At 45.3% G+C, this 25,754-nt stretch carries 30 protein-coding genes and 1 other annotated feature; of the genes, 5 read left to right on the top strand and 25 right to left on the bottom strand.

Annotated elements, in window-relative coordinates:
* From LXO72_RS03875 to hemW, 5 genes are read right to left on the bottom strand one after another with little or no spacing between them, the layout of a single operon-like run.
* Nucleotides 1-630, bottom strand: coding sequence for a TIGR01906 family membrane protein (locus tag LXO72_RS03875; protein WP_154858296.1), 630 nt, complete (start codon nucleotides 628-630; stop codon nucleotides 1-3).
* The gene (locus tag LXO72_RS03880; RefSeq protein ID WP_154858298.1) at nucleotides 623-1,393 is read right to left on the bottom strand and encodes a TIGR01457 family HAD-type hydrolase; all 771 of its coding nucleotides are present in this window, start codon (nucleotides 1,391-1,393) and stop codon (nucleotides 623-625) included. The genes LXO72_RS03875 and LXO72_RS03880 overlap by 8 nt, the downstream gene beginning before the upstream one ends.
* Nucleotides 1,383-2,087 (bottom strand): hypothetical protein, encoded by a 705-nt coding sequence (locus LXO72_RS03885; RefSeq protein ID WP_023023018.1) that lies wholly within the window; start codon nucleotides 2,085-2,087, stop codon nucleotides 1,383-1,385. Before LXO72_RS03885 ends, LXO72_RS03880 begins: the two co-directional genes overlap by 11 nt.
* Nucleotides 2,069-2,827, bottom strand: a complete 759-nt coding sequence (locus tag LXO72_RS03890) for an acyl-ACP thioesterase domain-containing protein (protein WP_117744165.1) — start codon at nucleotides 2,825-2,827, stop codon at nucleotides 2,069-2,071. Before LXO72_RS03890 ends, LXO72_RS03885 begins: the two co-directional genes overlap by 19 nt.
* 3 nt (nucleotides 2,828-2,830) lie before the next feature.
* Complete coding sequence (gene hemW, locus LXO72_RS03895) at nucleotides 2,831-3,961, bottom strand: radical SAM family heme chaperone HemW (RefSeq protein ID WP_117744164.1); 1,131 nt, start codon at nucleotides 3,959-3,961, stop codon at nucleotides 2,831-2,833.
* A 318-nt stretch (nucleotides 3,962-4,279) separates the two neighbouring features.
* Between hemW and LXO72_RS03900 the strand changes: the two genes are divergently transcribed.
* Complete coding sequence (locus tag LXO72_RS03900; RefSeq protein ID WP_154858300.1) at nucleotides 4,280-5,803, top strand: ATP-binding cassette domain-containing protein; 1,524 nt, start codon at nucleotides 4,280-4,282, stop codon at nucleotides 5,801-5,803.
* A 34-nt stretch (nucleotides 5,804-5,837) separates the two neighbouring features.
* On the opposite strand, the gene proC is transcribed toward LXO72_RS03900, so the two are convergent.
* From proC to LXO72_RS03930, 6 genes are all read right to left on the bottom strand, one after another.
* A complete protein-coding gene (gene proC / locus LXO72_RS03905) occupies nucleotides 5,838-6,653 on the bottom strand; it encodes a pyrroline-5-carboxylate reductase (RefSeq protein WP_154858302.1) in 816 nt (271 codons plus the stop codon).
* Between the two features lie 3 nt (nucleotides 6,654-6,656).
* Nucleotides 6,657-7,901: a glutamate-5-semialdehyde dehydrogenase gene (locus LXO72_RS03910; protein ID WP_154858304.1), complete on the bottom strand. Its 1,245-nt coding sequence runs from the start codon at nucleotides 7,899-7,901 to the stop codon at nucleotides 6,657-6,659.
* A gap of 12 nt (nucleotides 7,902-7,913) precedes the next feature.
* The gene (gene proB, locus LXO72_RS03915) at nucleotides 7,914-9,023 is read right to left on the bottom strand and encodes a glutamate 5-kinase (protein ID WP_154858306.1); all 1,110 of its coding nucleotides are present in this window, start codon (nucleotides 9,021-9,023) and stop codon (nucleotides 7,914-7,916) included.
* A gap of 146 nt (nucleotides 9,024-9,169) precedes the next feature.
* Nucleotides 9,170-10,060, bottom strand: a complete 891-nt coding sequence (locus LXO72_RS03920; RefSeq protein ID WP_154858308.1) for an RluA family pseudouridine synthase — start codon at nucleotides 10,058-10,060, stop codon at nucleotides 9,170-9,172.
* Nucleotides 10,050-10,511 (bottom strand): signal peptidase II, encoded by a 462-nt coding sequence (gene lspA / locus LXO72_RS03925; protein WP_233331579.1) that lies wholly within the window; start codon nucleotides 10,509-10,511, stop codon nucleotides 10,050-10,052. The genes LXO72_RS03920 and lspA overlap by 11 nt, the downstream gene beginning before the upstream one ends.
* Nucleotides 10,512-10,514: 3 nt before the next feature.
* Nucleotides 10,515-11,417, bottom strand: a complete 903-nt coding sequence (locus LXO72_RS03930; protein ID WP_048690250.1) for a LysR family transcriptional regulator — start codon at nucleotides 11,415-11,417, stop codon at nucleotides 10,515-10,517.
* A 321-nt stretch (nucleotides 11,418-11,738) separates the two neighbouring features.
* On the opposite strand from LXO72_RS03930, the gene LXO72_RS03935 reads away from it, so the two are divergent.
* Nucleotides 11,739-12,269, top strand: a complete 531-nt coding sequence (locus LXO72_RS03935) for a hypothetical protein (protein WP_233331580.1) — start codon at nucleotides 11,739-11,741, stop codon at nucleotides 12,267-12,269.
* A 145-nt stretch (nucleotides 12,270-12,414) separates the two neighbouring features.
* Nucleotides 12,415-12,645, top strand: coding sequence for a tyrosine-type recombinase/integrase (locus tag LXO72_RS03940; protein WP_442805152.1), 231 nt, complete (start codon nucleotides 12,415-12,417; stop codon nucleotides 12,643-12,645).
* 85 nt (nucleotides 12,646-12,730) lie between these two features.
* Here the strand turns inward: LXO72_RS03940 and rpmA are convergent, their stop codons facing one another.
* The 6 genes from rpmA to LXO72_RS03970 form a co-directional block, all read right to left on the bottom strand.
* Nucleotides 12,731-13,024, bottom strand: coding sequence for a 50S ribosomal protein L27 (gene rpmA / locus LXO72_RS03945; protein WP_003002805.1), 294 nt, complete (start codon nucleotides 13,022-13,024; stop codon nucleotides 12,731-12,733).
* 16 nt (nucleotides 13,025-13,040) lie between these two features.
* Nucleotides 13,041-13,385 carry a ribosomal-processing cysteine protease Prp gene (locus tag LXO72_RS03950; protein ID WP_006596492.1) on the bottom strand — a complete coding sequence of 115 codons (345 nt, stop codon included), beginning with the start codon at nucleotides 13,383-13,385 and terminating at the stop codon, nucleotides 13,041-13,043.
* Between the two features lie 15 nt (nucleotides 13,386-13,400).
* Nucleotides 13,401-13,715 (bottom strand): 50S ribosomal protein L21, encoded by a 315-nt coding sequence (gene rplU, locus LXO72_RS03955; RefSeq protein ID WP_003007734.1) that lies wholly within the window; start codon nucleotides 13,713-13,715, stop codon nucleotides 13,401-13,403.
* Nucleotides 13,716-13,748: 33 nt separating this feature from the next.
* Nucleotides 13,749-13,835 (bottom strand) — a sequence feature (ribosomal protein L21 leader region).
* Between the two features lie 106 nt (nucleotides 13,836-13,941).
* Nucleotides 13,942-14,541, bottom strand: coding sequence for a hypothetical protein (locus LXO72_RS03960; RefSeq protein ID WP_233331581.1), 600 nt, complete (start codon nucleotides 14,539-14,541; stop codon nucleotides 13,942-13,944).
* A gap of 74 nt (nucleotides 14,542-14,615) precedes the next feature.
* On the bottom strand, nucleotides 14,616-15,836 hold the full coding sequence (thiI, locus tag LXO72_RS03965) for a tRNA uracil 4-sulfurtransferase ThiI (protein WP_233331582.1): 1,221 nt from the start codon (nucleotides 15,834-15,836) through the stop codon (nucleotides 14,616-14,618).
* 21 nt (nucleotides 15,837-15,857) lie between these two features.
* Nucleotides 15,858-17,000, bottom strand: a complete 1,143-nt coding sequence (locus LXO72_RS03970; protein ID WP_233331583.1) for a cysteine desulfurase family protein — start codon at nucleotides 16,998-17,000, stop codon at nucleotides 15,858-15,860.
* Between the two features lie 238 nt (nucleotides 17,001-17,238).
* Here LXO72_RS03970 and LXO72_RS03975 point away from each other — a divergent pair, with 238 nt between their 5' ends.
* Together LXO72_RS03975 and LXO72_RS03980 are read left to right on the top strand one after the other, a co-directional pair.
* Nucleotides 17,239-17,802, top strand: coding sequence for a hypothetical protein (locus LXO72_RS03975; protein WP_233331584.1), 564 nt, complete (start codon nucleotides 17,239-17,241; stop codon nucleotides 17,800-17,802).
* Nucleotides 17,803-17,904: 102 nt separating this feature from the next.
* On the top strand, nucleotides 17,905-18,306 hold the full coding sequence (locus LXO72_RS03980; RefSeq protein WP_233331585.1) for a DUF6556 family protein: 402 nt from the start codon (nucleotides 17,905-17,907) through the stop codon (nucleotides 18,304-18,306).
* A gap of 81 nt (nucleotides 18,307-18,387) precedes the next feature.
* Here LXO72_RS03980 and rfbB read toward each other — a convergent pair whose 3' ends face one another.
* From rfbB to LXO72_RS04020, 8 genes are all read right to left on the bottom strand, one after another.
* Nucleotides 18,388-19,434: a dTDP-glucose 4,6-dehydratase gene (gene rfbB / locus LXO72_RS03985; protein ID WP_233331586.1), complete on the bottom strand. Its 1,047-nt coding sequence runs from the start codon at nucleotides 19,432-19,434 to the stop codon at nucleotides 18,388-18,390.
* A 202-nt stretch (nucleotides 19,435-19,636) separates the two neighbouring features.
* Nucleotides 19,637-20,230 carry a dTDP-4-dehydrorhamnose 3,5-epimerase family protein gene (locus tag LXO72_RS03990; protein WP_233331587.1) on the bottom strand — a complete coding sequence of 198 codons (594 nt, stop codon included), beginning with the start codon at nucleotides 20,228-20,230 and terminating at the stop codon, nucleotides 19,637-19,639.
* Nucleotides 20,230-21,099 (bottom strand): glucose-1-phosphate thymidylyltransferase RfbA, encoded by an 870-nt coding sequence (gene rfbA, locus LXO72_RS03995; protein ID WP_233331588.1) that lies wholly within the window; start codon nucleotides 21,097-21,099, stop codon nucleotides 20,230-20,232. Before rfbA ends, LXO72_RS03990 begins: the two co-directional genes overlap by 1 nt.
* A 185-nt stretch (nucleotides 21,100-21,284) precedes the next feature.
* The gene (locus LXO72_RS04000) at nucleotides 21,285-21,719 is read right to left on the bottom strand and encodes a hypothetical protein (RefSeq protein WP_233331589.1); all 435 of its coding nucleotides are present in this window, start codon (nucleotides 21,717-21,719) and stop codon (nucleotides 21,285-21,287) included.
* A gap of 117 nt (nucleotides 21,720-21,836) precedes the next feature.
* A complete protein-coding gene (locus tag LXO72_RS04005; RefSeq protein WP_233331590.1) occupies nucleotides 21,837-22,661 on the bottom strand; it encodes a ZIP family metal transporter in 825 nt (274 codons plus the stop codon).
* A 224-nt stretch (nucleotides 22,662-22,885) separates the two neighbouring features.
* A complete protein-coding gene (locus tag LXO72_RS04010; protein WP_233331591.1) occupies nucleotides 22,886-24,004 on the bottom strand; it encodes an NAD(P)/FAD-dependent oxidoreductase in 1,119 nt (372 codons plus the stop codon).
* A 6-nt stretch (nucleotides 24,005-24,010) separates the two neighbouring features.
* Complete coding sequence (locus tag LXO72_RS04015; protein ID WP_233331592.1) at nucleotides 24,011-24,808, bottom strand: Nif3-like dinuclear metal center hexameric protein; 798 nt, start codon at nucleotides 24,806-24,808, stop codon at nucleotides 24,011-24,013.
* Complete coding sequence (locus LXO72_RS04020) at nucleotides 24,795-25,484, bottom strand: tRNA (adenine(22)-N(1))-methyltransferase (protein ID WP_233331593.1); 690 nt, start codon at nucleotides 25,482-25,484, stop codon at nucleotides 24,795-24,797. The genes LXO72_RS04015 and LXO72_RS04020 overlap by 14 nt, the downstream gene beginning before the upstream one ends.
* Nucleotides 25,485-25,754 lie beyond the last annotated feature (270 nt).

Below are 25,754 nucleotides of genomic sequence, written 5' to 3' on the forward strand. Positions count from 1 at the left end.
CTAATCTACTGTTTTTCTTTTCCGACTCCACCCGTAGCACCATCCAAAAGCCCCTTCATACAATACAAAGAAAATCAGAAAGGCATGTAGGAAATAGTCCTCCGGTAAAGCTAGAATAATCGGATCCCGATAAGGATCAAAGAGCCAGGTAGCATCTCCGACAAAGAGGACTTGGTGAAAGAGGGTAAAGAATTGATCAAAACCAATAAAGAGGGTCACTCCTCCTATGATGATCGGCAAGAGAACCATCCCACCAAATAAAGGGCGATAGAGGCTTGCGTAGCCCTTACGCATCACTGTTCGAATAAATCGTACAGCCACTGGCAACAAGACCAGGAATAAGACCTGGGTCAGGTGAAAGAGGTATTTGACTGCTTGAAAATGATGGAGACCATCCGGAGAGGATGGAAAATCCGGCATGTCCAGCTTCCAGGTAAAAGGACTGGTCAAATACTGCATAAGGATCTGAAAATTCTTCTGGATGACTGTTGGAGCCAAACCGGTCCGATTATGAATTCGTAACCAGCTAATCTCCATGGGATAGATCAACCAGGCTAGTAGAATGGTCCCCAAAATCACCGTTGCTAAGAGCCAGAGGACAAAGCCCGTTACTTTTAACCGATCACGCATCGAAATCCCACTCCGCTAAGCTCGATAGGACATGCGTTGGTGGCAAGGGCAGGTCTGGTACTTCTTCTGGCTTGGTAAAGCCAGTGGTCACTAGCAAAGTAGGGATGCCATTGTCAATCCCTGCTCGGATGTCGGTCAGGTAATTATCTCCCACCATGACCACTTCTTCGCGCTCTAGTCCTAGGTGAGCGATGGCCTTATCCATGATGATGGCATTGGGCTTCCCGATAAAGGTTGGCTTCACGCGCGTTGCCGCTTCAATCAGGGCATTTAGAGCACCAGCCCCTGGCATCATTCCGCGCTCTGTCGGGATATTGAGGTCTGGATTTGTCCCGATGAAATGGGCTCCCTTTTGAATAGCCAAAGTCGCGATGGAGAATTTCTCATAGTCCACTTCCCAGTCAAGACCCACCACGACATAGGATGGATTTACCGTATCTTCGACGAAACCTGCTTCAGCAATGGCCTGTTTCAAGCCCACATCTCCAATGACATAGGCAGTTTTCCCAAGATTCATGTCCACCATATAATCAATGGTTGCTAGTGTCGCTGTATAGATGGTATCCAGCGGCGTTTCGATGTTGAATTGGCCTGCCAGCATCTCTTGGACCATTTCTGGCGTCCGCGTGGTATTGTTGGTCACAAAGAGGTAGGGGATCTGACGCTCTTGCAATTCGTGGACAAAGGCTTCCCCAGCTGGAATCCGCTCTTTCCCTTTATAAATAGTTCCATCTAAGTCAATTAAATAACCCTTATAAGTCACGAGATTCTTGGTCTCCTTTTTCACTTAATTCCTCTGCTTCTTTCTCCTGAAATTGAAACTGGCCACCTGCTCCATAGAGAAGCAAGCAAGCCCCGTATAAGGCAAATTGAAGGACCAGACCGAAGAAATTGATACTTGCTTTTCCAGCCTGAGTAAAGAGGAAGGATGAAATCATCAAGATGACGATGGTCACCATTAAGCCACCAATCTTAGCCTGATCAATGGTAATGGTATAGACGCCAGTTTCTTTTTCCTCATTAGTCTCTTTGCCAGCCTGAATAGGCTTCATGGTCTCAATGAAATCTGTCATTAAAGTCGCTGCGAGGCTGACAGTCGTACTGAAGAGGACACCTTGAGAGAGCTTATTAAAGAAGTTACTCCAAAAGCTACCTGATTGGCTAGTGATACTCAAAGAAAAGACGACGACAGGCAGGATAAAGGCCAAAATCAAATGAATCCAAACACGATACCAGCGTACATCTTCCTTGAGAAAACGAAGAAAGTCTTCAAAATTCAATCGGTAGCGTACAAAACGAATCGCTTCCTCAATAAAGATATAAAAGGCTGCGACTAAGGTTAAGAAACCATCTCCCAATACATAGAGAGGATTTTTCTTACGACGAGCATAGGCAACAACCCGTCGTTGAACCTCCATCAAGTCTTCTTTTTTCTGTTTTAATCTTCTTTTTTCCATAATGTTTCCTTATCTATTTCTTCCCAAGTGATGAGGGCTTGGGCGTGTACTTGGCCTTCTGATGAGATGACATGATTGCTGATCATCCCTTCTCGCTCAACGCTAGAGGTAATCATGCCTCCAGGAAGGACCTCCTTAACATACTTGAGATGGACACGTTTGGGGATATGCTGGGTTAGGAATTCTGCTCCCATGACTTCAAAGACCCAGTCTAGGTACTTGCTGTTGTTCACATGACCGTTCATGTCTAGATCATAGAACCGCACATGGTAGTCCTGCTCCATGGCCCCATTCAGTTCTGGATAGCGTGGACCACGGCGGATTTTCTTCTCAAACGGTGACTCATATGGATCGGTGATCTCCTCCGGTACGGATTGGACCTTACGACTATCCCGATCCATCAAGACAAAGGTGGCCACCATCTCGACGATAGCTTCCCCATTCTGATCTCTGACCACAAAGGAACGGTAGCAAAAGAGACGATTGTGGGCCAGGGCCTGAGTCTCAATGGTAATCTGTTCATCAAAGACCGGCAGGCGATGAACCGTGATGTCATAGTCGGTGATGATCCAGACTAGATTGTACTGTTCGAGCAGGTCCCTGTCACTGATACCAATCTCCATCGACTGCATGCCTGAGACTTGCAAGGACAAGAGGATGAGCTGTGGCATTTTGATAAAGCCATTCACATCGCTCATATCAAAGGGGACTTTCATGTCATACTGATAAATTTTAGCCATCGTTTACTCCAATATAAATTTCTCTGCTACGGTATCCCCAAGGAACAAGCCTCTCTTAGTCATCCGCACTTGCTTGTCATCTGGAACCAAGAGTCCCTGCTCCGTTAGACTGGCCACCACTTGTCCATAGCGTTGGTCAAAGGAGATACCAAATTTTTCTTCAAAACGTGCCTTAGACACACCTGTCTTTTTCCGTAGACCGAGGAACAACTCCTCTTCCATCTTCTCTTCCAGTGTCAGGTGCTCCTCTGTAATCCGTGCCTTACCAGCCTCAACAGCTTCCAGGTAATGCCGGATTGGGCCATGATTCTTGTAGCGAATCCCATCGACATAGCCGGAAGCACCAGCTCCCAGGCCATAGTATTCTGCATTATCCCAATAGACCAGATTGTGGCGACTTTCAAAGCCAGGCTTGGAGAAATTGGAAATCTCATAGTGCTCAAAGCCTGCTTTTTCCAGTTCCTCAATGATGTACTCAAACATCTCCGCTTCCAACTCTTCTTTGGGGAGAGGAAGCTTGCCCCGTCGCATGCGGTTCATAAAGACCGTGTGGTTTTCTAAAATCAAACTATAGAGACTCATGTGGGGGATGTCCAAGTCGATCGCCTTGGCGACATTTTCCTTGACCTGGTCCATGGTCTGACCCGGCAGAGCATAGATCAAATCAATCGAAATATTGTCAAATCCTGCCTGCTTGAGGTGGCGGATATTGTCATAGATATCCTGCTCCTGGTGACTCCGACCGATCTTTTTCAGCATCTTGTTATCAAAGGTTTGGACACCCAGAGAGACCCGATTGACCTGAGACTCCTTGAGAACTGCGATCTTATCCGGATCCAAATCGCCAGGATTGGCTTCGATGGTAAACTCTTCTACTTCCGATAGGTCCATAACCTTGGGCAATTCTGTCAAGAGATAGGCCAGTTGTTGGGCGGACAGAGCTGTCGGAGTCCCTCCACCGATGTAGAGAGTCCGAAGTTTGCCAATCTCATACGATCGAGTCTCCTGGATCAAGTGTTCCAGATAGGCATCGACCGGCTGATTCTTGATAAAAACCTTCGAAAAGTCACAATAATAACAAATCTGGGTACAAAATGGAATATGCACATAGGCAGAGGACGGTTTAGCTTGCATAACCTTTATTATACCACATTTCGCACCAAAGCCCGAGCAGAAAAGGGAGGGTAAAGTAAGGATTTCCTTGACAAGAAGGAATGAAAGGAATAGAATAAAGCTAATCACATTCGGAGGTAAGGAGATATGAACAACTAAGTTTCGTTAAATAAGATACTTTATTTAGTGGACTGCTTGTTCTATCTCTTTTTGTGTACCCTCTTGCCTATTCTCCAACTTCTTGTTGGCTATATTAGGTCTTTTTCTGCTTGGGTTCCACTTGAATACAGCTCTACTAAATAGGTAGAGCTGTTTTTTGTCCCAGTAGAAAGGAATCTTATGCTAAAACTATCCCACCTCACCATCCGCCATACAAAAGATTTACGAGATTTGGTTCGCGATCTGTCCCTAACCATTCATGAAGGAGAAAAAGTTGCCATTATTGGCGAAGAAGGAAATGGAAAATCTTCCTTACTTCAAGTCCTCATGTCCCCAAAATCCCTACCAGATTATCTGACCATAGAAGGCGAAATCACCACTTCTTTTCACTCCTATGCCTATATTCCCCAGACTTTGCCGGAAGCATTGAAGGGAAAAACATTGGAAGAATATTTTTTTGGAGAAGACGAGCTAGACTATGCCACCCTCTACAGACTGGCTGATCAATTGCAGTTTGATAGCAACCGATTTACAAGCGACCAAGCTATTGGAAGTCTATCTGGAGGAGAAGCCCTTAAAGTCCAACTGCTTCACGAACTTTGTCGTCCTCATGAATTGTTATTTTTAGATGAACCTTCAAATGATCTGGATTTGGAAACCCTGGACTGGCTCCAGCAGATGATCCAAACGAGCCTCCAAACAATCCTATTTATTTCCCATCATGAGGATTTTTTGACGCAGACGGCGGATACGATCATCCACCTAAGACAGATCAAACACCGCAAGGAGGCTGAAACGATTGTGGAGCACCTAGGCTATCAAGACTACAGTAGCCAGAGGGAGCAACAATTCAAGCAACAGACTCAGCAAGCTGCCAATGATCAACGAACCTATAAGAAAACAATGGAGAAGCATCGCCGCGTCCGTCAGCAAGTTGAAACTTCCTTACGAAACACCAAGGATAGCACTGCCGGACGTCTCCTGGCAAAGAAAATGAAGTCCCTCCTCTCACAAGAAAAGCGCTACGAGCGAGTATTCCAATCTATGACTCCCCAACCCTATGATGAGGAAGTCATCAATCTGCATTTTCCTCACCTCACTCCCTTGTCTCCTCAAAAACGAGTCCTTCTCTTAGATCAGGAAGATCTCGCAATTGGTGATCGGGTCCTGATTAAGAACCTCTCCCTCACTCTTCAAGGGCAGGACAAAATAGGGATTATCGGTTCTAACGGTGTAGGGAAATCCACTTTCCTAAAAATGATATGGGAGATCTTACAGAAGAATGAGAGCATCCGTACTGCCTATATGCCTCAAGATTACACTGAAGGCCTTCCTTTGACTCAGACACCGGTTCAATTTCTACAGCATTCAGGCGATCGCGAAGAAATCAACACCATTCAATTGCATTTAGCCTCCCTCAACTTTACCTATTCGGAAATGCACCATCCGATCTCAGAACTTTCTGGTGGCCAGCAAGGAAAACTCTTTCTCCTGCAACTAGTACTCACAAGTCCCCAGTTTCTGCTCTTGGACGAGCCTACCCGCAATTTTTCCCCCACTTCCCAACCAGAAATTCGACGCCTATTCGCAGACTACCCAGGCGGACTAGTTACAGTCTCCCATGACCGGACCTTCCTCAAAGAAGTCTGCCAAAAAATCTATCGTCTGACCGAAAATGGTTTGGTAGAAATAGAATCGCTCTAACGTAAAAAAGATTGGCCAAAAACCAATCTTTTTTCTATTTCTTCGCTGCCTCTTGTCCCATTTCCTGGGTACGTTTGTAGGCTGCTTCCACTCCTGCAATAATGTCGCCCCGTAAGCCAACTTGTTCCAGACGATTGACTCCTGCGATAGTAGAGCCACCTGGGCTACAAACTGCATCTCGCAAGCGGGCTGGGTGCTCGCCTGTCTCTAGGACCATTTGACTAGCGCCTTGGAAGGTCTGTGCAGCCATCTGCAAGGCTTGCTCTCGAGTAAGCCCTAAGCTTACTCCTGCATCTGCCATGGCTTCGATCATCTGATAGACAAAGGCTGGACCACAGCCTGCGACAGCCGTTGCAGGATCCATTAATGTTTCCTCGATTTCGTAGAGGGCCCCTGCTCCTGTTAAGAGCTGGTTGACTTGGGCTACTTGCTGGTCTGTCACTACTTGGGAGCGGGCCAGACTGATGACACCTTGACCAATGGCTACGGGCGTATTGGGCATGATACGAATGAGCCCCACCCGATCATTTTTAACCACACTTGCCATTTGCTCTAGATCCAGACCTGCTGCCATGGAAACCAACAAGAGATTGGAACGTTGGCCCAAGATGTCCTGGTACTCTTCTAGTAAAGGGCAGATCTGGTAGGGTTTGACGCCTAAGAAGATAACCTCTGCCTCTTCAAAGGCCTGTTGAACATGAGACGCTGTGCCGCCATACTTGCTGATGAATTCTTCCACCTTTTGAGGGGAACGATTGACCAAAAGTAAATCTGTGGCAGCCACTTCTTTTGCGACTGCTTTGGCCAGACTAGCGCCTATGTTTCCAAGTCCGATAAATGCTACTTTCATCTCTTACCTCACTTGACCATTTCCAGTGACCAGATACTTATAGCTGGTCAGCTCACGCAATCCCATAGGACCACGCGCATGCAGCTTCTGGGTCGAGATCCCCATCTCACAGCCTAGGCCAAACTCTCCGCCATCTGTGAAGCGGGTCGAGGCATTGACATAAACGGCTGCCGAGTCCACCTGGTTGCTGAAGACTTCAATAGCTCTTGGATCTTCAGAAACAATGGCATCTGAATGATGGGTACTGTGGGCTTCAATATGAGCAATCGCTTCTTCTACAGAAGGAACCACCTTGACAGCCATGACATAATCCAAGAATTCCGTATCAAAGTCAGTCTCAGAAGCTGGTGTCCCAGCAATGATTTGTTGAGCCTGAGCATCCAAGCGCAGTTCCACTGGCACCGGAGCCTCTTCTACCAAGACTTTCTTCACTAGTGGCAGAAAGTCATCAGCAATAGCTTCATGCACCAAGAGAACTTCCATGGCATTACAGACGGATGGTCGGCTGGTCTTGGCATTCTGGATGATATTGAGAGCCTTGTCTAAATCTGCCGCTTGATCGACATAGACGTGGACAATCCCTGTTCCTGTCTCAATCACAGGGACAATTGCTTGCTCTACAACTGCCTGGATCAAGCCAGCTCCCCCACGTGGAATGAGAAGGTCTAGATCTCCCTTGGCCTTCATCATGACCAGACTGCTCTCCCGACTGGTATCTTCGACCAACTGGAGGACAGCAGGATCAATGGTGGTTGCTTGCAAACCTGTTTTTAAGGCGCTAACGATGGCATGGGCTGTCTGATAGGCATCCTTGCCACTGCGCAGAACAACAGCACTCCCGCTTTTCAGGGCCAAGGCTGCTGCATCAGAGGTCACGTTTGGACGACTTTCATAGATAATCCCAATAACCCCCATGGCCACTCGTTTCTTCTGAATGACCAAACCGTTCTCCAGGGTCCGCTCCTCCAAGAGTTCTCCGACTGGATCGGGTAGGGCAGCCACTTGGAGAATCCCATCGGCCATGGCTTGAATGCGCTCTTCTGTCAAGAGCAGGCGATCCAGCATTACCTCCGAAATCCGGCCCTGAGCTGCTTCCATATCCAATTGATTAGCAGCCAAAATATCAGCTGTTGCGTCAACCAAGGCGTCGGCCATCGCTCTTAAGGCTTTATTTTTCTCATCACTTGTTGCAGTATTAATACTTTTTTTGGCCTGTTTAGCCAGGCGAAGCTGGTCAATCGTCTCCATCTAATCCCTCCTTTAAAATTCTGTAAATAAGAGTTCTACCTCAGGTGTGATGGTAATCCAATCATCCCGGTGAATGACAATACCCTTTGGCTTTTGACCATGGAGCAAATCCTTAATGGCCGCAGCCCCTAAGCGGGTACGCCCTTTCCCAATGACCTGTCCAGTCTCTCCATCATGAACCGTGATAATATCGAAGAAAGAGAAAGCTCCCTCAACCTTTACCACACCAGACACAAGGATACTCTTGCCCTCTTCTTTGACAGCCTTAACCGCCCCTTGGTCCAGCCATACAGACCCTTGGCTAGGGGCATAGAAGGCCAGCCACTGTTTCTGATTGCGCAAAAACTTGTCCTGAGCTGTAAAATAGCTACCATCCTGAGTCTTCTCTGCTGCTGCTAGAAGAGCGTCTTCCTTCAAGGACGAGCAAATGTAAACAGGAACTCCTGACTCGGTGGCAATGGTGGCTGCTTTGATTTTTGTCAGCATGCCACCTGTCCCATTACTTGAGCCTGCTCCACCGGCCATCTCGATAATGTCCTTGCTGATCGAATCGATCCGTTCCAAACGCTTGGCAGTCGGATCCTTTTGGGGATGTCCTGTATAGAGACCATCCACATCCGTCAGCAAGACCAAGAGATCTGCCTGGACCATAGCCGCCACTTGGGCACTTAGGGTATCGTTGTCTCCGACCTTTAGTTCTTCAATCGAAACTGTATCGTTCTCATTGATGATCGGAATGGCCCCTCTTTGCAAGAGGACAGAGAGAGCCTGGTGGGCATTTTTATAGCGGCGTTGGTCAACAAAGTCATCCTGGGTCAAGAGGACCTGGGCAGATACGATGTCGCGTACCAGTAGATTAGAGGTATATTCTTCTAACAGCAACCCTTGGCCAACTGCTGCAGAAGCCTGCTTGTCTGCGATTTTGGTCGGGCGTTTTTTAAAGCCAAGCGCACCAAAACCAGCCGCAATCGCCCCCGAAGAGACCAAAATCAATTCATGCCCTTGCTCATGTAAGAGAGCTAGTTGCTGGGTGATGGCCTTGACCTTGCTCCGAGACAAGCTTCCATCTTGATTGGTTAGGGAAGAGGTTCCCACTTTAAACACAATTCTCTTATTCTTCATCCATTCATTCTCCAGAGTATTCGATTGTAACATTATACCATGAAAGCCTTAAAAAATACTAAGAGCGGACCAGGGGAAACCCCCATTTGTCCACAAAAAAACGAGTTTGACCCACAAGAGGTAAACTCGTTTTGATGATTGAATGCTTATCCTTGACGAAGCTGCTCCAAGGTTTTTTGAAAAATCTCCGGAACCTCTACTGAAAACTCCATGACCTCTCCCGTCCGAGGATGGGTAAAGCCCAGTGTCTTAGCATGGAGGAACTGGCCATGGCCTTTCAAGGTCTTGCGAGGGCCATAGACTTCATCACCAGCGACTGGATGGCCAATGTAGGCCATGTGAACCCGAATCTGGTGGGTCCGGCCTGTCTCCAATTGCAACTCGACCAAGCTATAATCCCCGAAACGCTCCAAGACATGGAAACGGGTCAGAGCTGGTTTTCCTTTGGCTGTCACAGCCTGCTTCTTACGGTCCTTGTCACTCCGCCCAATCGGCGCCTCAATAACACCCCGATCGTTAGGAAGATTGCCGTGGACAATAGCCCAATACTTGCGCAGGGACTTCTTAGCCTTGAGCTCATCTGCCAAGGCTACATGGGCCACATCATTCTTGGCCACCATGAGAAGGCCAGAGGTGTCCTTGTCAATCCGATGGACGATCCCCGGACGAAGCTCACCATTGATCCCTGACAAGTCCTTGATGTGATACATAAGGGCATTGACCAGGGTCCCACTGGTATGACCGGCACTCGGATGGACCACCATGCCCTGGGGCTTGTTGACCACTGCGACATCCGCATCTTGATAGACAATCTCTAAGGGAATATCTTCTGCCTCGTAGGTCACTTCTTCCACTTGAGGGACTTCATAGCTGATAACATCCCCTTCTTTTACGGTATATTTGGCCTTTTTGACTTGACCATTGACGAGGATCTTTCCTTCCTTGATCTGCTCATTGGCCAAGCCACGTGAGAGTTCAGTCAACTCTGAGACGGCCTTATCCAGTCGCGCTCCAGCGACTTCTACTCTAACTTCCATGGCTCTCCTCTCTCAATAGATAAATCAGTAGCAGTCCCACCCCGATGGTTAAATAGATATCCGCTACATTGAAGATGGCAAAATTCATAAAATCCAAGTGGAACATATCGACGACAAAGCCCTGACGGAGCCGGTCAATAAAGTTACCAATACCACCAGAAATAATCAAGGTCAATCCCAACAAGAGCCAAATGGAACCTTCGATATGACGATAGAGATAGACAAAGGCTGCTCCCATCGCAATCAGGGTAATGATGGTAAAGAACCACTGTTGGTTTTCCAACATGGAGAAGGCTGCTCCAGAGTTCTTGAGATAGGTCAGACTGACCACTTTGGGAATGAAGCGACGCATACCCCCTAGCGGGATCTCCTTGACGACATATCCCTTCACCGCTTGATCCAGAAGAATCAAGAGGAGGATACTAATAAAAATACTTACTTTTCTCTTCATTACCTACCTCTTCTCATCAAAGTAGGCTTCCATAACTTGTACAAACTTCTCAGCCACTGGCGAGAGATCTACCTCTTCCCGTTTGACATAGACCATTTTATTATTCAGATCATCGATCAAAGGGATAACGGTAATGCCATTCACTGACTGGCTATCCAAGAAGCCAGAACCGGTCGCATAAGCATCGGTCCGCTCTAAGATCCCATTCAAAGTTGCCCGGTCCGTCACATTGAAGAGCTGGGAACTGCTACTCGTATCGACGAAGTTCTCCGAATAGTAGAGGTACTCATCCTTTTCCTGGGTAAAGCGAACAGTCGGTAGGTGTGCCAAGTCCTCCATCACTAAGGATTCTTTCTTGGCTAATGGATGACCCTTGCGCAGATAGATATGAGTCTGGAATGGAATCAGGTCAACGACTTCCAAGCCCAGTTTATCCACCCGTTGCATGATCCCTTTTGTATTTTGCTTATTGAGGTAGATAATCCCCAGTTCACTATGACCCTGAGCCACTTCATCTAGGATTTGAACCGTGGTCGACTCAAAGATCCGGAAGTCTTTGTTCTCCGGATAAAGGACTGAGAATTGGGTAATCAAAGGGGGAAGGAAATCATAGTGCTGACTCGAGATCGAGAATTCCTTCTTTTCTTCCTCAGGATTGGCATACTGGTTTTGAAAAACATCAAAGCCCTTGACCAATTCTTGGGCCTTTTCATAAAATTCCATCCCGCGGCGGGTCAAGAAAGTCCCTGAACTAGTCCGACGGAAAATCTTAAAGCCCAGTTCCTTCTCCAAGTCTCTCACAGAGATGGACAGACTCGGCTGACTGACGTACATTTTTTCAGCTGCTTCACGAAAAGTACCACTATTGGCAATCGCGACAACATAGCGTAATTGTTGAATATTCATGTCTTCTTCCTTCTAACAATATCACTCCATTATACCATAATCTAGAGGATGAAAAAAGTTGGGGTATCTGAACTGCACCCCAAAAGTTAGACAGAAAAAATCTAACTTTTCTGAGTGTTATTTTTGTTAAATTAACGTACAATAATAATCTTAAAATTTATGAACTCAGAAAGCAAGGGCAAAATATGTTTGTGTCATTCCTCCTAGACTCAATTTATCATTAACAAGCTGAATCCATTTTTGAGGTTGTTGACTCATATTCTCTCCCCTCTATTTCTCTCTCCTTTTTGCTATAATAAAAGCAGAAAGGAGGTGAATCTCATGTCGCCAATTACTAATGAAAATGTCCAAATATGGACACTATATGTAACTGTGATTATTGCTGTAATCGGTTTTATATTTAATACCATTTCACTCTGGCAAACAAAGAAAGCTACAGAGGATATGGCAAAGCCTTATATTAATGTTTATGTAGATGCCTATGCAGTTAAAAATCAACAACGTACCTATGTTTTTAAAAACTTTGGCCAAACACCAGCATATATCGATAATATTCAGATAGATGGAGAATTGGATTCATTGAATTCTATACACCGCTTCGGCTCACTCATCGGAAATATGATTGCTCCAGGACAAAAATTTACATCATCAATACAAGAAGGTTATAAAGGTCGAATCACACTAACAATTACCTACTCTGATAGCAGGAAAAACAAATATACAGATAAGTTTGTACTTGATGCTACCTTGGCATCTGCAATGCTCTACACAGTAAACGAGAGCAACAATAGCGACTCTCCTGCAACAGCTATTAGACAATCGACCATGGCTTTATTACGAGATCTACGATAGCCTCATCCCCGAATAATTTTTTCAGTCATAGTAAAAAATAATATCATTTCCAAAACTCCAAAAACTATTGAAATTTTAAAAGATTGTTACAAATACCGTACAAAAGGCTTATTATTTAAATGAATCAGGTAGTCCTAAAAGTATTGTGCATGTCAATAACTTGCTGAATAGAGTTTGGAGAAGGTACCCTAATTTCAAGCGTATCACTCCTCACGGATTCAGATATACACATTGCTCACTACTGTTTGCTATCAAAGAGGTCCAAGAACGACTAGGCCATGGAAATATACAGACAACGATGGACATATACACCCACGTTACCCAAAAAGCCAAAAATGAAGTTGCTGATAAATTTCCTTCCTACATTGGTTTTTAGAATATGGGTATCACCGTGGGTATCAAAACAAAAAACAGGCTCTCCGAATATATAGGAAAGCCTTATTTTATGCTATTTAAAGCAATTATTTTGCGATTGGGTAAACAGAAACTTGTTTCTTATCGCGACCTTTGCGTTCGAAGCGTACTACGCCTTCAACTTTAGCGAACAAAGTATCGTCTCCACCACGTCCAACGTTCACACCTGGGTAGATGTGAGTACCGCGTTGACGGTAAAGGATAGATCCACCTGTTACAGTTTGTCCATCAGCTGCTTTAGCTCCAAGACGTTTAGCTTGTGAATCACGTCCGTTTGATGTAGAACCTCCACCTTTTTTGTGGGCGAAAAGTTGCAAGTTAGCAAGATTCAATTTCAACATAATTGTTTTCCTCCAGTTAGTTTTCTGTGATAACTCTTGTTTGGACGAACTCGGATGAGTTCTCCGATAAGTTTGCCATCCCTAAGAAAAATGATTCAAAGAATAGTTGGGTCATTTCTCTTTGATGAGGTGGAATGTCTGTCGGGATTGTGACCCGCATGAAGCCACCCTCTTCTTCGTTTAATTCTAGTTCCGGTTCATAGCCTGCAAATTTCTCAACTGAGTTGACAAAGTTAATGGCAAGCGTAGAAACCGATGCACACACGACATCTAAGCCGTATTCGCCACTTTCGGCGTGACCAGTAATTTCTGCACTCCTCAGCTCGCCATCTTCGGCTCGTTCAAAGACTGCTTGTATCATGTGTTCTCCTAAAAATTAAGCGTTGATTGCGTTGATGACAACTTTAGTGTAAGGTTGACGGTGACCTTGTTTACGGTGGCTACCTTTTTTAGGTTTGTACTTGTAAGTAACAACTTTCTTTTGTTTTCCTTGTTTTTCAACAGTTCCAACAACAGTAGCTCCTGAAACAAGTGGAGTTCCGACAACAGTGTTTTCACCACCAACAAGAACAACTTCGTTAAATGTAACTTCTTGACCAGCTTCAACGTTCAATTTTTCAACGTAGACTGCTTGACCAACTTCAACTTTAACTTGTTTTCCGCCAGTTTTAATGATTGCGTATGTGCTCATTATGCACCTCCTATGTATTTTTGGGTTTCCCCGTATTTTGTGAAGACTCGCCTAGCATCGTGGGACGAACCACTTAAGCTCAAAGGATGAGCAACGATGATCGAGCGGTTGCACAGGCATGTGCATAGTCAACTCTCTAAGTATATCACTTCTACTAACCTTTGGCAAGTGATTTCATTTAATGAAAACGGATTTTCAAGTAAATAGCCTCATTCTTTACTTCCATTTATTTCAAATATACAATCTGCCCTTCTTGATTGACATGAACCTCAATAGCTATCGGAGGCTTCAAATGTTTTTTAGCTGATCTGGCAAGACTTTTATTACTATCTGAAACATTGACCTTTCGCTCTTTCCCATCAACCGTAATAGTGAAGGTAATTCGAGAATAGGTAGACTTGCTTCCTCCTGTCTCCGTATCAAAACCAGTAACTAAAGCCGTTTTTAGCTCGGTTGTCTGATTAGTAAAATAATTGTAGCGCCAAACACCATTGGTCACACGATATCCTTCATAAGCAGGAAAGATAATAAATATAAGAAGAGAGCCAATTATTGTAGCAAAAATAGCTCTGCCCTTACTTTTATGGCTTTGACGTATGATTTCCCATTTATTTCTCATGGCCCTCTTGACAGAGCCAGCTTCCTTAATACTTAAATGAAATCCCCAAAATAAGAGAGCATACAAGCTCAGGAAAATCTGAAAATGAACTAAGAGACCAAGTAAATAAGTCCAACTGGGCATTCCAAACAGCAAAGCATTATCTTGTCCATCTTTCCAAGACAATGCTCCCATGAGCCCACTCAAAAAGGAATCCCATTCGTTCATAAATACCCCCTCTTATCTTCAGCATTAATGGATACAATTCCAGATTCTTTCAGTAAAAAGCTACTTCTGAACTCCTACAACAGCCCTTCAATCAGCTCGTCAACTTCATCAGTCTCTGCTTGTGGTCTGATCTCAGTAATCATGATGCCTGCTACCGCACGCTCAACTAAAGCTTCCACATCCATACGTTGCTCATACTGCTCTGCATTTTTTAGTTTTGGATTGGTCTTTGGACGGTCAGGCGCAAAGATGGTACAGCAATCTTCGAAAGGCTGGATAGAGATTTCAAAGGTATCGATGGCCTGGGCGATATCGATAATCTCCAACTTGTCCATGGTCACCACTGGACGGATGACGGGCGTATTGGTCACGGCATTGATAGCCTGCATGCTCTCTAGTGTTTGGCTGGCAACCTGACCAAGACTTTCCCCATTAATGATGACCAAGCCACCACGGATTTGACGGATGCGATCTGTAATGCGCATCATAAAGCGACGGGTCAAAGTCATGAGATAGGCTTCTGGTGCCTTGGCTTTAATCTCTTCTTGAATCTCAGTAAAAGGTACTTCGATAAATTGGATATTGCCCCCAAACTTGGTCAATTTACGAGTTAAATCGTGGGCTTTTTTCAGCGCACCAGGACTGGTATAAGGTGGGCTAGCAAAATGGACCGCTTCGATGTCCACACCACGCTTCAAGGCTAGGTAACCAGCTACCGGTGAGTCAATCCCACCAGATAGCATGAGCATCCCTTTACCAGACGTTCCAACCGGCAGACCACCTGCTCCCTTAATAGTTTCGTAAGAGATATAGGCTGCTTCTTCCCGGATCTCTACTTGGAGGTTGATATCCGGTTTTTTCATCTGTGCTTGGATACTTGGAATCGCTTCAAAGACAGCTCCACCCAAGGTTTGATTGAGTTCGCGGCTATCGAGTTCAAAAGAGTGATCACTCCGTCTGCTGGAAATCTTGAAGGTCATCCCTTCCTGGTAGATTTCCTGCATGATTTCTTGAACGGCTGAAATCAAGGCTGGGACAGATTTTTCAATCTTGTAGACTGGTGAAAAGTTTTGAATCCCGAAGACCTGTTTAAGAGATTCAGCCACTGGTTCGTAATCCGTTCCATTTAGATAAGCATGAGCCCGGTCCCGATCGGCTGTCACTTTGACAGCTGGGTAAATGGACAAAACATCTGAGATATTATTGCGCAATTTATTGATGAAGCGCATCCGGTTCTTTCCTTTAGTAGAAAGCTCCCCGTAGCGGATCATAATTTCTGAATAAGTTAATGGCATACTTACTTCCTTTTCTTTTCCTTAACGCACCTTTCGCGTCTTTTCATAGATCAGTTTAAACTTGGTCAAAAATTGCTCGACTTGACTCATATCATTTTCGAGATCTAGACTGAGACGGACAGCTGTTTGCGCCAGAGCCTTGTCTACTCCCATGGCGATCAAGGTTCCAGCAGGTTTACCAGCCTTGGAAGAGCAGGCAGAGGTTGTCGATATGTAAATCTCATACTCTTCAAAAGCGTGAACGATGACTTCTCCTCGTACTCCCTTGATACCGAAAGTTAAGATATGGGGTGCAAAGCCCTCATCTCCTGAGAAGACAGTCACATCTGGGTAATGGGCTAGTTCCTCACGAATGACTTCCTTCAACTGATGGCATTTGCGTTCAAATTCCTCTTGACGCTCCATCGCCAAGCGCAAGGCCTTGGCAGTTGCTGCAATCCCAGCTAAGTTCTCAGTCGTCGATCGAAGGTCCTTTTCTTGTCCTCCACCGGTTAAGAGAGGGCTGATTTTTTTGCCTTCTTTGAGGTAGAGAAAGCCAACCCCACGAAGTCCATGGAACTTGTGACTGGAGAAGGTCGCTAAATCCACCCGTTCTGGTAGGTAGAGAGAGGTGGCAATCTTAGCTAGCGCCTGAACCCCATCGACGTGGAAGGTGATAGTCGGACGATCCACCAATAGGTCTGCAATGGCTTGAATAGGCTGGATAGAACCCACTTCGTTATTCACTGCCATGATCGAGACGAGAGTCGTATCCGGACGCAAGAGTTTTTCCAACTCTTCTACTTGCACAAAGCCACGCGCATCAACTGGAGCAAAATCCACCTCAAATCCTTGATCTTGTAGCCAAAGGGCTGATTCCTTCACAGCCGGATGCTCAATAGCTGAGACAATGATATGCTTTCCATAAGGAGCTTTTTCAAAAGCAACTCCCTTGATCGCCCAGTTGTCCCCTTCTGTTCCACCTGAGGTGAAATAGATTTCTTCTGCTTTCTTGCCTAGGAGGGAAGCTATTTGCTTACGAGATGCCTCCAAAATCCGAGTCGCTTGACTTCCCAGGTTGTGCAAGCTAGATGGATTGCCCCAAATTTTGCTTGCGACTTCCGTGTAGGTAGCCAAGGCTTCTGGATAAGGTTTGCTTGTTGCTGAATTATCAAAGTAAATCATCTTCCACTCTCTCCTAGTCAATTTTCAATCATCTTATTGTAACATTTCTAGGGTAGAGGGACAAGGATTTGGCAGGCTTCATTTTGTTCCTAGTTTCAGACAGAAAACTTGTAAATATCTCAAAATAGCTTATGATGAAGATGGAGAGTTTTGTAAAACGCTTACAAGATCCCCTGTTGTTTTTTATGACCTACTCAAGTCCAGAACTGAAACTGATTGAAGTTACAAGGAGACAAGCATGAAACGACCGATTTATCTTTCCATTGTCCTAGCTGGAAGCCTTGCTCTCGGAGGACTGCTCGCTGTCCTACCACCACTTCCATTTGCCCTCCCTTCTGCCCAACTAGCCTGCCACGGTAAAGGACAGTGTGACCTACAACAGCCCTTGGAGAAGCCACCTTACTTTAGAGAAGATGAGGGCAGTCTCCGCGAAATGAGCCTTATCCAACCAATCCCTGGCGAATCCGATAGTCACATCGAATTCAAATGCTTGGTCGAATACAATGGCTGGTTCCGTCGTATCATCCGCGTGAAAGATGTAAAAGTGATTTCAAAAACAAAGGAATTCAAGGGAAGGATTGATTACTCTATCCCGGATCCAAACAAGATTGAGATCCAGGTAAATGGTCAGTTTAGCACTCCTAATGATTCCTCTAGTTTTAGCAACCATGAAATCATCAGTCAGCCTAGTCAAACAAGCCAGCCGATTTCAGTCTCTGAAAAAGGGCAGGCAAACTTTGCAACATCCTCTGAAGCAAGCGAAACACAAAGTGTCCAGTTTGAAAGCAATTTGAAATTTTAATAACCTCTTTCATTTCTTTTTAGACATTTTCATAAAAATAACGTATAATGACTAAAGTGTTCATATAAAAGAACAAAAATTGAAATGAAGAGGAAACAGATTATGTCACAATACTCACGAAAAGAAAAACACCAAGACAGCAACAGACCATCTAGAAGCGAAAAAGTAAAACAGAGCCTCTCTTTATTCCAGATGATTGTCGCAACGATTGCTAGTCTCCTCGGGATTATCGTTACTTCATTTACCATTTACAGTATCATGAAACCAACGACTAAGACAGAGGAGAAAAAAGATAGCTCTACTAGCGTTGTCGTTGTCCATGAAAAGGATGGATCTGCTACTGATTCAAGTGCTACGGGAACGGATACCAGTGCTAGCAGTAGCCAAGCATCCGAGGCAAGCTCTGAACAAACTGATTCATCACAGGCAGAAACCAGTGCGAGTGAAGCTTCTACAGATACAACACCATCTGCTACAGATACCGAATCATCTGCTAACCAGTAAAAAAAGACCGTTTGGTCTTTTTTGTTTCTAAATTAGAAAAGCCTCTGTCGGCCAGAAATCCTGATTGACAGAGGCTAATTTTTATTTAATTACTTCTTGTGTCTTCGCGTAGTTAGCTTCGACAGCTTCTTTTTCAGCTTTCCACCAGTCTTGGTTGTCTGTGTACCACTTGATGGTTTCTTCCAAACCTGCTTCGAAGTTTGTGAATTGTGGTTCCCAACCTAATTCTTCACGCAATTTTGTTGAATCGATGGCGTAACGCAAATCGTGACCAGCGCGGTCTGTTACACGGTCGTAAGCGTCTTTTGGTTGACCCATTGTTTCAAGGATGAGCTCAAGCACTTCCTTGTTGTTCTTTTCACCGTCAGCACCAATCAAGTAAGTTTCACCGATACGGCCCTTGGTAAGAATAGCCCAAACACCAGTTGAGTGGTCGTTTGTGTGGATCCAGTCACGGACGTTCTTCCCTTCACCATAAAGTTTTGGTTTAATCCCTGACAAGATATTGGTAATTTGACGTGGGATGAATTTTTCAATGTGTTGGTATGGTCCATAGTTATTTGAGCAGTTTGAAATAGTTGCCTTAACACCAAATGAACGCACCCATGCTTTAACGATAAGGTCTGAAGCAGCCTTAGTTGATGAATAAGGTGATGATGGGTTGTATTTGGTTTCAGCCGTGAATTTTTCACCAGGACCCTCTCCATGTCCAGGAAGATCTTCACGCAATGGAAGGTCCCCATACACTTCGTCTGTTGACACGTGGTGGAAACGAATATCGTACTTGCGAGCCGCTTCCAAAAGTGTGTAAGTACCAATGAAGTTGGTGTGGATAAATGGTGATGGGTCATTCAAGGAATTGTCATTGTGGCTTTCAGCCGCATAGTGAACAATAGCATCCGCTTTGGCAGCCAATTTGTCCACCAATGCTGCGTCAGCAATGTCCCCCACAACCAATTCAACACGATCCCCAAGGATTTCTTCAATGTTAGCACGGTTACCAGCGTAAGTGAGTTTGTCAAGGACAGTCACATGTACATCTGGATGGTTGTTGTAGACATAGTGTACGAAGTTTGAACCGATGAAACCAGCGCCACCGGTTACGATGATGTTTTTGTATTCAGTCATTTTTTCTCCAAATAGTTCTTTCTTTGGATTGTTCCTTTAGCTAGTGAGGGACGCCAGCAACCCTTCGGTTTCATGGCTAAATCCGGAGCCGAAGTCTCCGGATTTCCCTACAAGATTCCCTGAAGGAATCTTGTTTTCACTAGGGCAGGAACAATCTGATAACGCTCCTTGCAGTCGCGATGCTGCTGCGCAAAGTTCGTTTTTACAAATCTTCTGCTTTTAGGGGTTTGACGTCTTTGAGCAATGGGTGATTCTTGTCAGCTTCTGAGACTTCTGCTTCTTCCAAGTTTTCCCATTGGATGTCTAGGCTTGGGTCTGCGTAATTAACAAATGCATATTTTGGCTTGAGCTCCAATGCCCAGTAGTCATTGACTAAGTAGGTATAAGCCACTTTATCCGTCAAAACTTGGAATCCATTGGCAACGCCACGAGGGACAAAGATTCCTTTAGAAGCATCAATCACAGTTTGGTAGGTGTTCCCAAAGGTCTCACCTTCACGAAGGTCTACCCAAGTACCGAGAACCTTTCCTTCATCTGCTACAGAGATGTACTTGTCCCAAGGTTCTGCATGCAAGCCGCGCAAGACATTCTTACGAGAGAATGAAATGTTATTTTGCAACTTGCCTTCCGCAAAGAAGCTTTCTGGAAAACCAATAGGAAGCATCTTCTCTTTTTGGAAGTTTTCCTTGAACCAACCACGGTTGTCCCCACGAACTGGAATATCAAACTCCATCAAACCTGGAATCGCTTCAATCTTGCGGGCTGCTAATTCTTTCTCGAAAAATTGTTCTGTCATTAAGCTTCTCCAATCAAACGGAGCAAATATTGTCCGTATTCGTTTTTCTTCAGCGATTGCGCCAATTCATAGACTTGCTCTTTAGTGATATAGCCCATACGATAGGCAATTTCCTCAAGGTTAGCCACTTGGACGTTTTGCAAGCGTTGAACAGTTTCGATATATTGAGATGCTTGCAAGAGACTTTCGTGAGTTCCTGTATCCAACCAGGCAAAGCCACGGCCCATGAGCTCAACAGAGAGATCTCCACGCTCCAAATAAGCCTTGTTAACATCTGTGATTTCGAGCTCGCCACGAGGACTTGGTTTGATGTTTTTGGCAATCTCTACCACATCATTGTCATAGAAGTAAAGTCCAGTTACCGCAAAGTTGGATTTTGGATGTTCTGGTTTTTCTTCGATAGAAACGGCGTTCATATTCGCATCAAACTCAACCACACCAAAGCGTTCTGGATCTTTGACTTGGTAACCAAAGACAGTCGCACCTTTTTCTTTGGCTTCAGCCCGTTGCAACATCTTTGTTAAGCCATTTCCATGGAAGATATTATCTCCAAGAACGAGGGCAACATGATCGTCACCAATGAACTCTTCACCAATGATAAAGGCTTGTGCCAAGCCGTCTGGGCTTGGTTGTTCTGCATAAGAGAGGGAAATCCCAAGTTCAGAACCATCTCCAAGAAGCTCTTCAAAACGAGGAAGATCCTGCGGAGTTGAGATAATCAAGATTTCTTTGATCCCTGCCAACATAAGAGTTGACAATGGGTAGTAAATCATTGGTTTGTCGTAAATGGGCATCAACTGTTTGGAAGCGGCACGAGTCAAAGGATACAAACGAGTACCCGAACCACCGGCTAAAATAATACCTTTCATAATGTTAGGCCTTTCTACGTATTCATTACTCCTATTTTATCATGTTTATATAAAAAAGTCACCTTGTTTCCATGCTACAAGGTGATGACAAGATATAGACGCTCTAGTCTTGTAAGCTCTCTTCTTTCTCGCGGTTCAAATAGGACACCTGGACTAGGGCTCCCTGACATCCATTTATACACTAATCACTGCTTCTCCTCTGAACCGTCCGAATATCTTACTCTTACTCTTGATTTTGTCGTGCCTCTCCTAGAATCCATAAAGCTCTGAAATTCCTCATCTTCATTATGATAGACCCCTATATTAATTTTATTCGCATCTTTATCATAAGCCAGTTCATGTTTCTTGCAAGTCCCGTCAACAAATGTGAGTTTCACCTCAGCTCCCCATGCGTCTGAAGGTATGGAGCTATAGGATGGATTTAGAATCTCAATCTCCTCAATACCCTCGTAAGAATTCTTCAAAGTCTTTACAAGGCGGACTTCATACTCTCTATTGCGTTGCTTTTCCTCTAATTTTTTATTCACATAAAACAAAGAAATCCCAATTGCAAAAAGGAGAGCCAAAGCGATAACACTCATCATCCTTTTGTTTTTCTTTATAAACTTGATTTTTACCATAAGATAATACTCCTGACTAATGAAGAACCATTTGAGCTGTATCTGACTATCTTTTTTTCAAAGACAATAACAGCAATCAAATAGAGAGCTTGTCCTGATGCTCTCCTTTTCAGTTCCTTATCCCAAAGCGACGTCGAGGATCATCATAATGACAAATCCAACCATGAGACCGAGGGTCGCAACATCTGTGTTGCCGTTAGTCTGGGAATCTGGGATCAACTCTTCGACCACTACAAAGATCATCGCACCTGCCGCAAAGGAGAGGGCGTAAGGTAAGATAGCTGTCATAGATAGGACCGCTACTGCCCCGAGAAGGGCTCCTACTGGTTCCACGATAGCTGACATGGATCCCCAATAAAAGGCATTGAGACGGGATTTCCCATCTGTCCGAATCGGGATCGAAAGGGCAGCCCCTTCTGGGATATTTTGCAAGCCGATCCCAATAGCTAGGCCAACCGCCCCGATAAAGGCTTCTGGACTTGGATTGCTAGCCAGAGCGCCAAAGGCCACTCCGACCGCTAAGCCTTCAGGGAAATTGTGGATGGTAATGGCGAGAAAGAGTAGAGTCGTTTTAGACAACTTCTTTTCTCTCGGAGTATGGATGCTCTCAGCATCCTCAATCTCCTTACTCATATGAAGGTGAGGAACGATAGCATCGATCAAGCGGAGGAAAAAACCTCCAGCTAGAAAACCGATCGCAGCCGGAAACCAAGCAAAGCTCCCATATGATTTTTCCGCATACTCAATAGACGGTTGCAAGAGGGACCAAAATGACGCCGCAATCATGACCCCTGCCGCAAAACCCATCATGATGTCCAGTAACTTACGACTAATATGCTTGAAGAAAAAAACAATGGCTGACCCGACAATGGTACAGCCCCATGTAAACAATCCAGCGATAAAGGCCTGTAAGACCACGGATTGCGATTGAAACCAATTCATAACAACTCCAATTTTCTTGTTGATTCACTTGTTCTATTCTACTATTTTTATCCGAATTACGGAAGGTCTTTCGAAAATAAGAGGCTGGGACAAAAGTCCTAGCCTCTCAATTATCTTTGGATTGTCGAGCAAGACGCAGTGGTTGAGTGGGCTCTACTACGCTGATTTCGTCAGCTTTTACAGCCCTACTCAACTGTGCGGAGGTGGGACGACGAAATCGAATTCTAACGAATTTCCGATTTCTGTCCTACTCTCTTCTTCACATACTGTTCAACTGGATAATCTGCTGGATCTAAGCGCAGGTTTCCTCCTACCACGAGTTGGGCTAGATGGCAACCAATGAGGGGACCTGTTGTGAGGCCAGACGAACCAAGTCCACTAGCGACATAGAGGCCTGCTCGATCAGGAACAGCTCCCCAAAATGGTGAAAAATCACTGGTGTAGGCCCGGGTTCCCACGCGCTCCCCGATAACTTCCGCTTGAGCTAGTTCTGGATAGTAGGTCAAGGCTTCTGTTTCCATCTGATTCAGCAAAGCCTGATCCACCGTCAGGTCAAAGCCCATCTCGTTTTCATGGGTGGCTCCCATACTGATCTTGCCCTTTTGGAAGGGAATGATATCCAGCTCTCCTTCCGGCATGACCACAGGATAATCATCAGTATCTAGGTCTAGCTGATAATCCCTCAACTGTCCTTTTTGGGGACGGACATCGACTTGGTAACCAAGTGGCTCGAGGATTTGCCCTAACCAGGCTCCTGTTGCTAGGATGACTTGATCATAGCTTTCTCCTGCAATCTGATAGCCAGTGTCTGTAACCGTGAGAGCAACCTCTTCCTTGATCACTCTTGCCCCACTTGCCTGAAGAAGGGTATCTGTCAGAAGGGTCCCCTCCACATGGGCTCCACCTGATGCATAGAGCAGCTTCTCAAAACCTTGCAGCCCTGGGAATTGCTGGGCCACCTCTTCTTTGGTTAAGATCGCCAAGTCTCCAATCAAGGGAGATTCTTCCCGACGGCTCAGCGCCAACTGATAGAGTTCGTCTAATTTGTCCTCCTTTTTCTTGAGGAGATAGACACCAGTCTGCTGGTAAAAATCTGTTTTAATTCCGTCCTTGGTCAGGTCTTCTACCAATTCTTGGTAAAAGTCTGCTCCCAGACGAGCCAGACGATACCAGGCCTTGTTCCGCCGTTTGGAAAACCAAGGACTAATAATGCCTGCCGCCGCCTTAGTTGCTTGGCCGACTCCATGGTCATAGACAGTCACATCCACTTGTGCTTCTTTGGATAAATAATAGGCTGCAGTGGATCCCACGATCCCTGCACCAATAATGGCAACTTTCATCATGACCCCTTAGATATGGTAAAAAGGATTGGTGCTGGCTTGACTGCCAATCACTTCAATCTCCCAGGCTCCCTCAGCCTTCCACTGATTGAGCTTTTCTACTAATTTTGACACAAAAAGAACTTCGATATGGTGTCCTGGATCCAAGGCCAAGAGGCCATCGCTCAGCATGTCCTGAGCCGTGTGATAGTAGATATCTCCGGTGATATAGACCTCTGCTCCCCTGGCGAGAGCATCCTTGTAAAAGGACTGTCCACTTCCTCCACAGATGGCGACGCACTCAATGACCCGATCCAGGTCAGCCTGATCATAACTGACCAAGCGCAAAGCATCTAAGCCAAAGGTTTCTTTGACCTTGTCAGCCAACTGACCAAAGGTTTGAGTAGCTACCCGACCGATGCGACCAATTCCGAGCCCTTCTCTCGTCAAACTGAGGGGCTCTGTATTTTCAATGTCCAAGAGCTGGCAGAACCAATCGTTGAGACCATCTGGGACAATGTCAATATTGGTATGGCTGACGTAAACCGCGATATCATGCTTGATCAGGTCGATATAGATCTGATTTTGAGCCCGATCAGCTACCAAATCCTTGATGGGACGGAAAATGGGCGCATGCTTGACGATAATCAAGTCCACCCCATGGGCGATAGCTTCTGCCACCGTCTGCTCGCGAATATCTAGGGCTACTATGACCTTCTTGATGTCTTTTTGCAGAGTGCCGACCTGTAGGCCACGGACATCTCCCTCCATGGAAAGCTCCTGAGGACAGTAGGCTTCATAACGCTTAATGACTTCACTTGCTAACATGTAGAACCTCCTTGATTTGTGCGATGCGCTCTTCTAATGATGCTCTGGCAGATTGATTATCAACTGGGACCTGCTCCAAGGCAAAGGCTAATTTCTCTACTTCCTTGGACCACTTTTGGACAAAGGCTGGAGCTTGTTCCAGCATCAAATAGGGACCAAAGCGTAGTTCCTTGGCTGACAACTCTTGAGAACCGTGTTCGACCACAAGGATCTCATAGAACTTCTCATTTTCTTCCAAGATCGCTTCATCAACAATGCGGAAATCATGGTCGACTAACCAAGCCCGCAGTTCATCTTCACGATTATTGGGCTGTAGGACCAAGCGAGAGACATTGGCTAATTTCTCAAGACCTGCGGCTAGGATGTCTGCAATCAAGCGTCCTCCCATACCAGCAATGGTGATACAGGAAATGCCGTCTGCTGGTTCAAAGGCAGCCAAACCATTGGCCAGGCGGACCTCAATCTTGTCCTCTAAACCATTATCGGCGACATTTTGGAGGGCAGATTGATAAGGCCCTTCTACCACTTCACCAGCAATAGCAGCCTCAATCTTGCCTTCTTGTAAGAGGGCGATTGGCAGATAAGCATGGTCACTCCCCACGTCCAACAGACGAGCTCCAGCTGGGACGAAGCTAGCCACCAAGTCCAATCGATTTGATAATTTTGTAAATTCCATGTGCTACTTTCTATACTTTTATTCCACCCTTTAGTATACCATGTTTGCACCATTAAAAAAAGGCGCAACGGCGCCTTGTCTATTATGGAAAGGTATTACTTTAGACTTTCCTTAGGTGAGTCCGGACGTCAGCGAACTTCTTCAAAGTTCCATGACTAAGTTTTGAGTCTAATGTCTCAAAACTTCTGGGCACATGAAACTTATACGTTTCATGTGCTATACTCACGGCGGAAACTCTCGCTATCATCCTCAACAAGCCGATATTAGACT

It is taken from the genome of Streptococcus sp. XMC (assembly GCF_021341835.1).
GTDB lineage: Bacteria > Bacillota > Bacilli > Lactobacillales > Streptococcaceae > Streptococcus.

Coding starts and splice junctions, on each gene's coding strand:
- LXO72_RS03875 (WP_154858296.1), bottom strand. CDS start 630: ATGCGTGATCGGTTAAAAGTAACGGGCTTTGTCCTCTGGCTCTTAGCA.
- LXO72_RS03885 (WP_023023018.1), bottom strand. CDS start 2,087: ATGGAAAAAAGAAGATTAAAACAGAAAAAAGAAGACTTGATGGAGGTT.
- LXO72_RS03890 (WP_117744165.1), bottom strand. CDS start 2,827: ATGGCTAAAATTTATCAGTATGACATGAAAGTCCCCTTTGATATGAGC.
- hemW (WP_117744164.1), bottom strand. CDS start 3,961: ATGCAAGCTAAACCGTCCTCTGCCTATGTGCATATTCCATTTTGTACC.
- LXO72_RS03900 (WP_154858300.1), top strand. CDS start 4,280: ATGCTAAAACTATCCCACCTCACCATCCGCCATACAAAAGATTTACGA.
- proC (WP_154858302.1), bottom strand. CDS start 6,653: ATGAAAGTAGCATTTATCGGACTTGGAAACATAGGCGCTAGTCTGGCC.
- LXO72_RS03910 (WP_154858304.1), bottom strand. CDS start 7,901: ATGGAGACGATTGACCAGCTTCGCCTGGCTAAACAGGCCAAAAAAAGT.
- proB (WP_154858306.1), bottom strand. CDS start 9,023: ATGAAGAATAAGAGAATTGTGTTTAAAGTGGGAACCTCTTCCCTAACC.
- LXO72_RS03920 (WP_154858308.1), bottom strand. CDS start 10,060: ATGGAAGTTAGAGTAGAAGTCGCTGGAGCGCGACTGGATAAGGCCGTC.
- lspA (WP_233331579.1), bottom strand. CDS start 10,511: ATGAAGAGAAAAGTAAGTATTTTTATTAGTATCCTCCTCTTGATTCTT.
- LXO72_RS03930 (WP_048690250.1), bottom strand. CDS start 11,417: ATGAATATTCAACAATTACGCTATGTTGTCGCGATTGCCAATAGTGGT.
- LXO72_RS03935 (WP_233331580.1), top strand. CDS start 11,739: ATGTCGCCAATTACTAATGAAAATGTCCAAATATGGACACTATATGTA.
- rpmA (WP_003002805.1), bottom strand. CDS start 13,024: ATGTTGAAATTGAATCTTGCTAACTTGCAACTTTTCGCCCACAAAAAA.
- LXO72_RS03950 (WP_006596492.1), bottom strand. CDS start 13,385: ATGATACAAGCAGTCTTTGAACGAGCCGAAGATGGCGAGCTGAGGAGT.
- rplU (WP_003007734.1), bottom strand. CDS start 13,715: ATGAGCACATACGCAATCATTAAAACTGGCGGAAAACAAGTTAAAGTT.
- LXO72_RS03960 (WP_233331581.1), bottom strand. CDS start 14,541: ATGAACGAATGGGATTCCTTTTTGAGTGGGCTCATGGGAGCATTGTCT.
- thiI (WP_233331582.1), bottom strand. CDS start 15,836: ATGCCATTAACTTATTCAGAAATTATGATCCGCTACGGGGAGCTTTCT.
- LXO72_RS03970 (WP_233331583.1), bottom strand. CDS start 17,000: ATGATTTACTTTGATAATTCAGCAACAAGCAAACCTTATCCAGAAGCC.
- LXO72_RS03975 (WP_233331584.1), top strand. CDS start 17,239: ATGAAACGACCGATTTATCTTTCCATTGTCCTAGCTGGAAGCCTTGCT.
- LXO72_RS03980 (WP_233331585.1), top strand. CDS start 17,905: ATGTCACAATACTCACGAAAAGAAAAACACCAAGACAGCAACAGACCA.
- rfbB (WP_233331586.1), bottom strand. CDS start 19,434: ATGACTGAATACAAAAACATCATCGTAACCGGTGGCGCTGGTTTCATC.
- LXO72_RS03990 (WP_233331587.1), bottom strand. CDS start 20,230: ATGACAGAACAATTTTTCGAGAAAGAATTAGCAGCCCGCAAGATTGAA.
- rfbA (WP_233331588.1), bottom strand. CDS start 21,099: ATGAAAGGTATTATTTTAGCCGGTGGTTCGGGTACTCGTTTGTATCCT.
- LXO72_RS04000 (WP_233331589.1), bottom strand. CDS start 21,719: ATGGTAAAAATCAAGTTTATAAAGAAAAACAAAAGGATGATGAGTGTT.
- LXO72_RS04005 (WP_233331590.1), bottom strand. CDS start 22,661: ATGAATTGGTTTCAATCGCAATCCGTGGTCTTACAGGCCTTTATCGCT.
- LXO72_RS04010 (WP_233331591.1), bottom strand. CDS start 24,004: ATGATGAAAGTTGCCATTATTGGTGCAGGGATCGTGGGATCCACTGCA.
- LXO72_RS04015 (WP_233331592.1), bottom strand. CDS start 24,808: ATGTTAGCAAGTGAAGTCATTAAGCGTTATGAAGCCTACTGTCCTCAG.
- LXO72_RS04020 (WP_233331593.1), bottom strand. CDS start 25,484: ATGGAATTTACAAAATTATCAAATCGATTGGACTTGGTGGCTAGCTTC.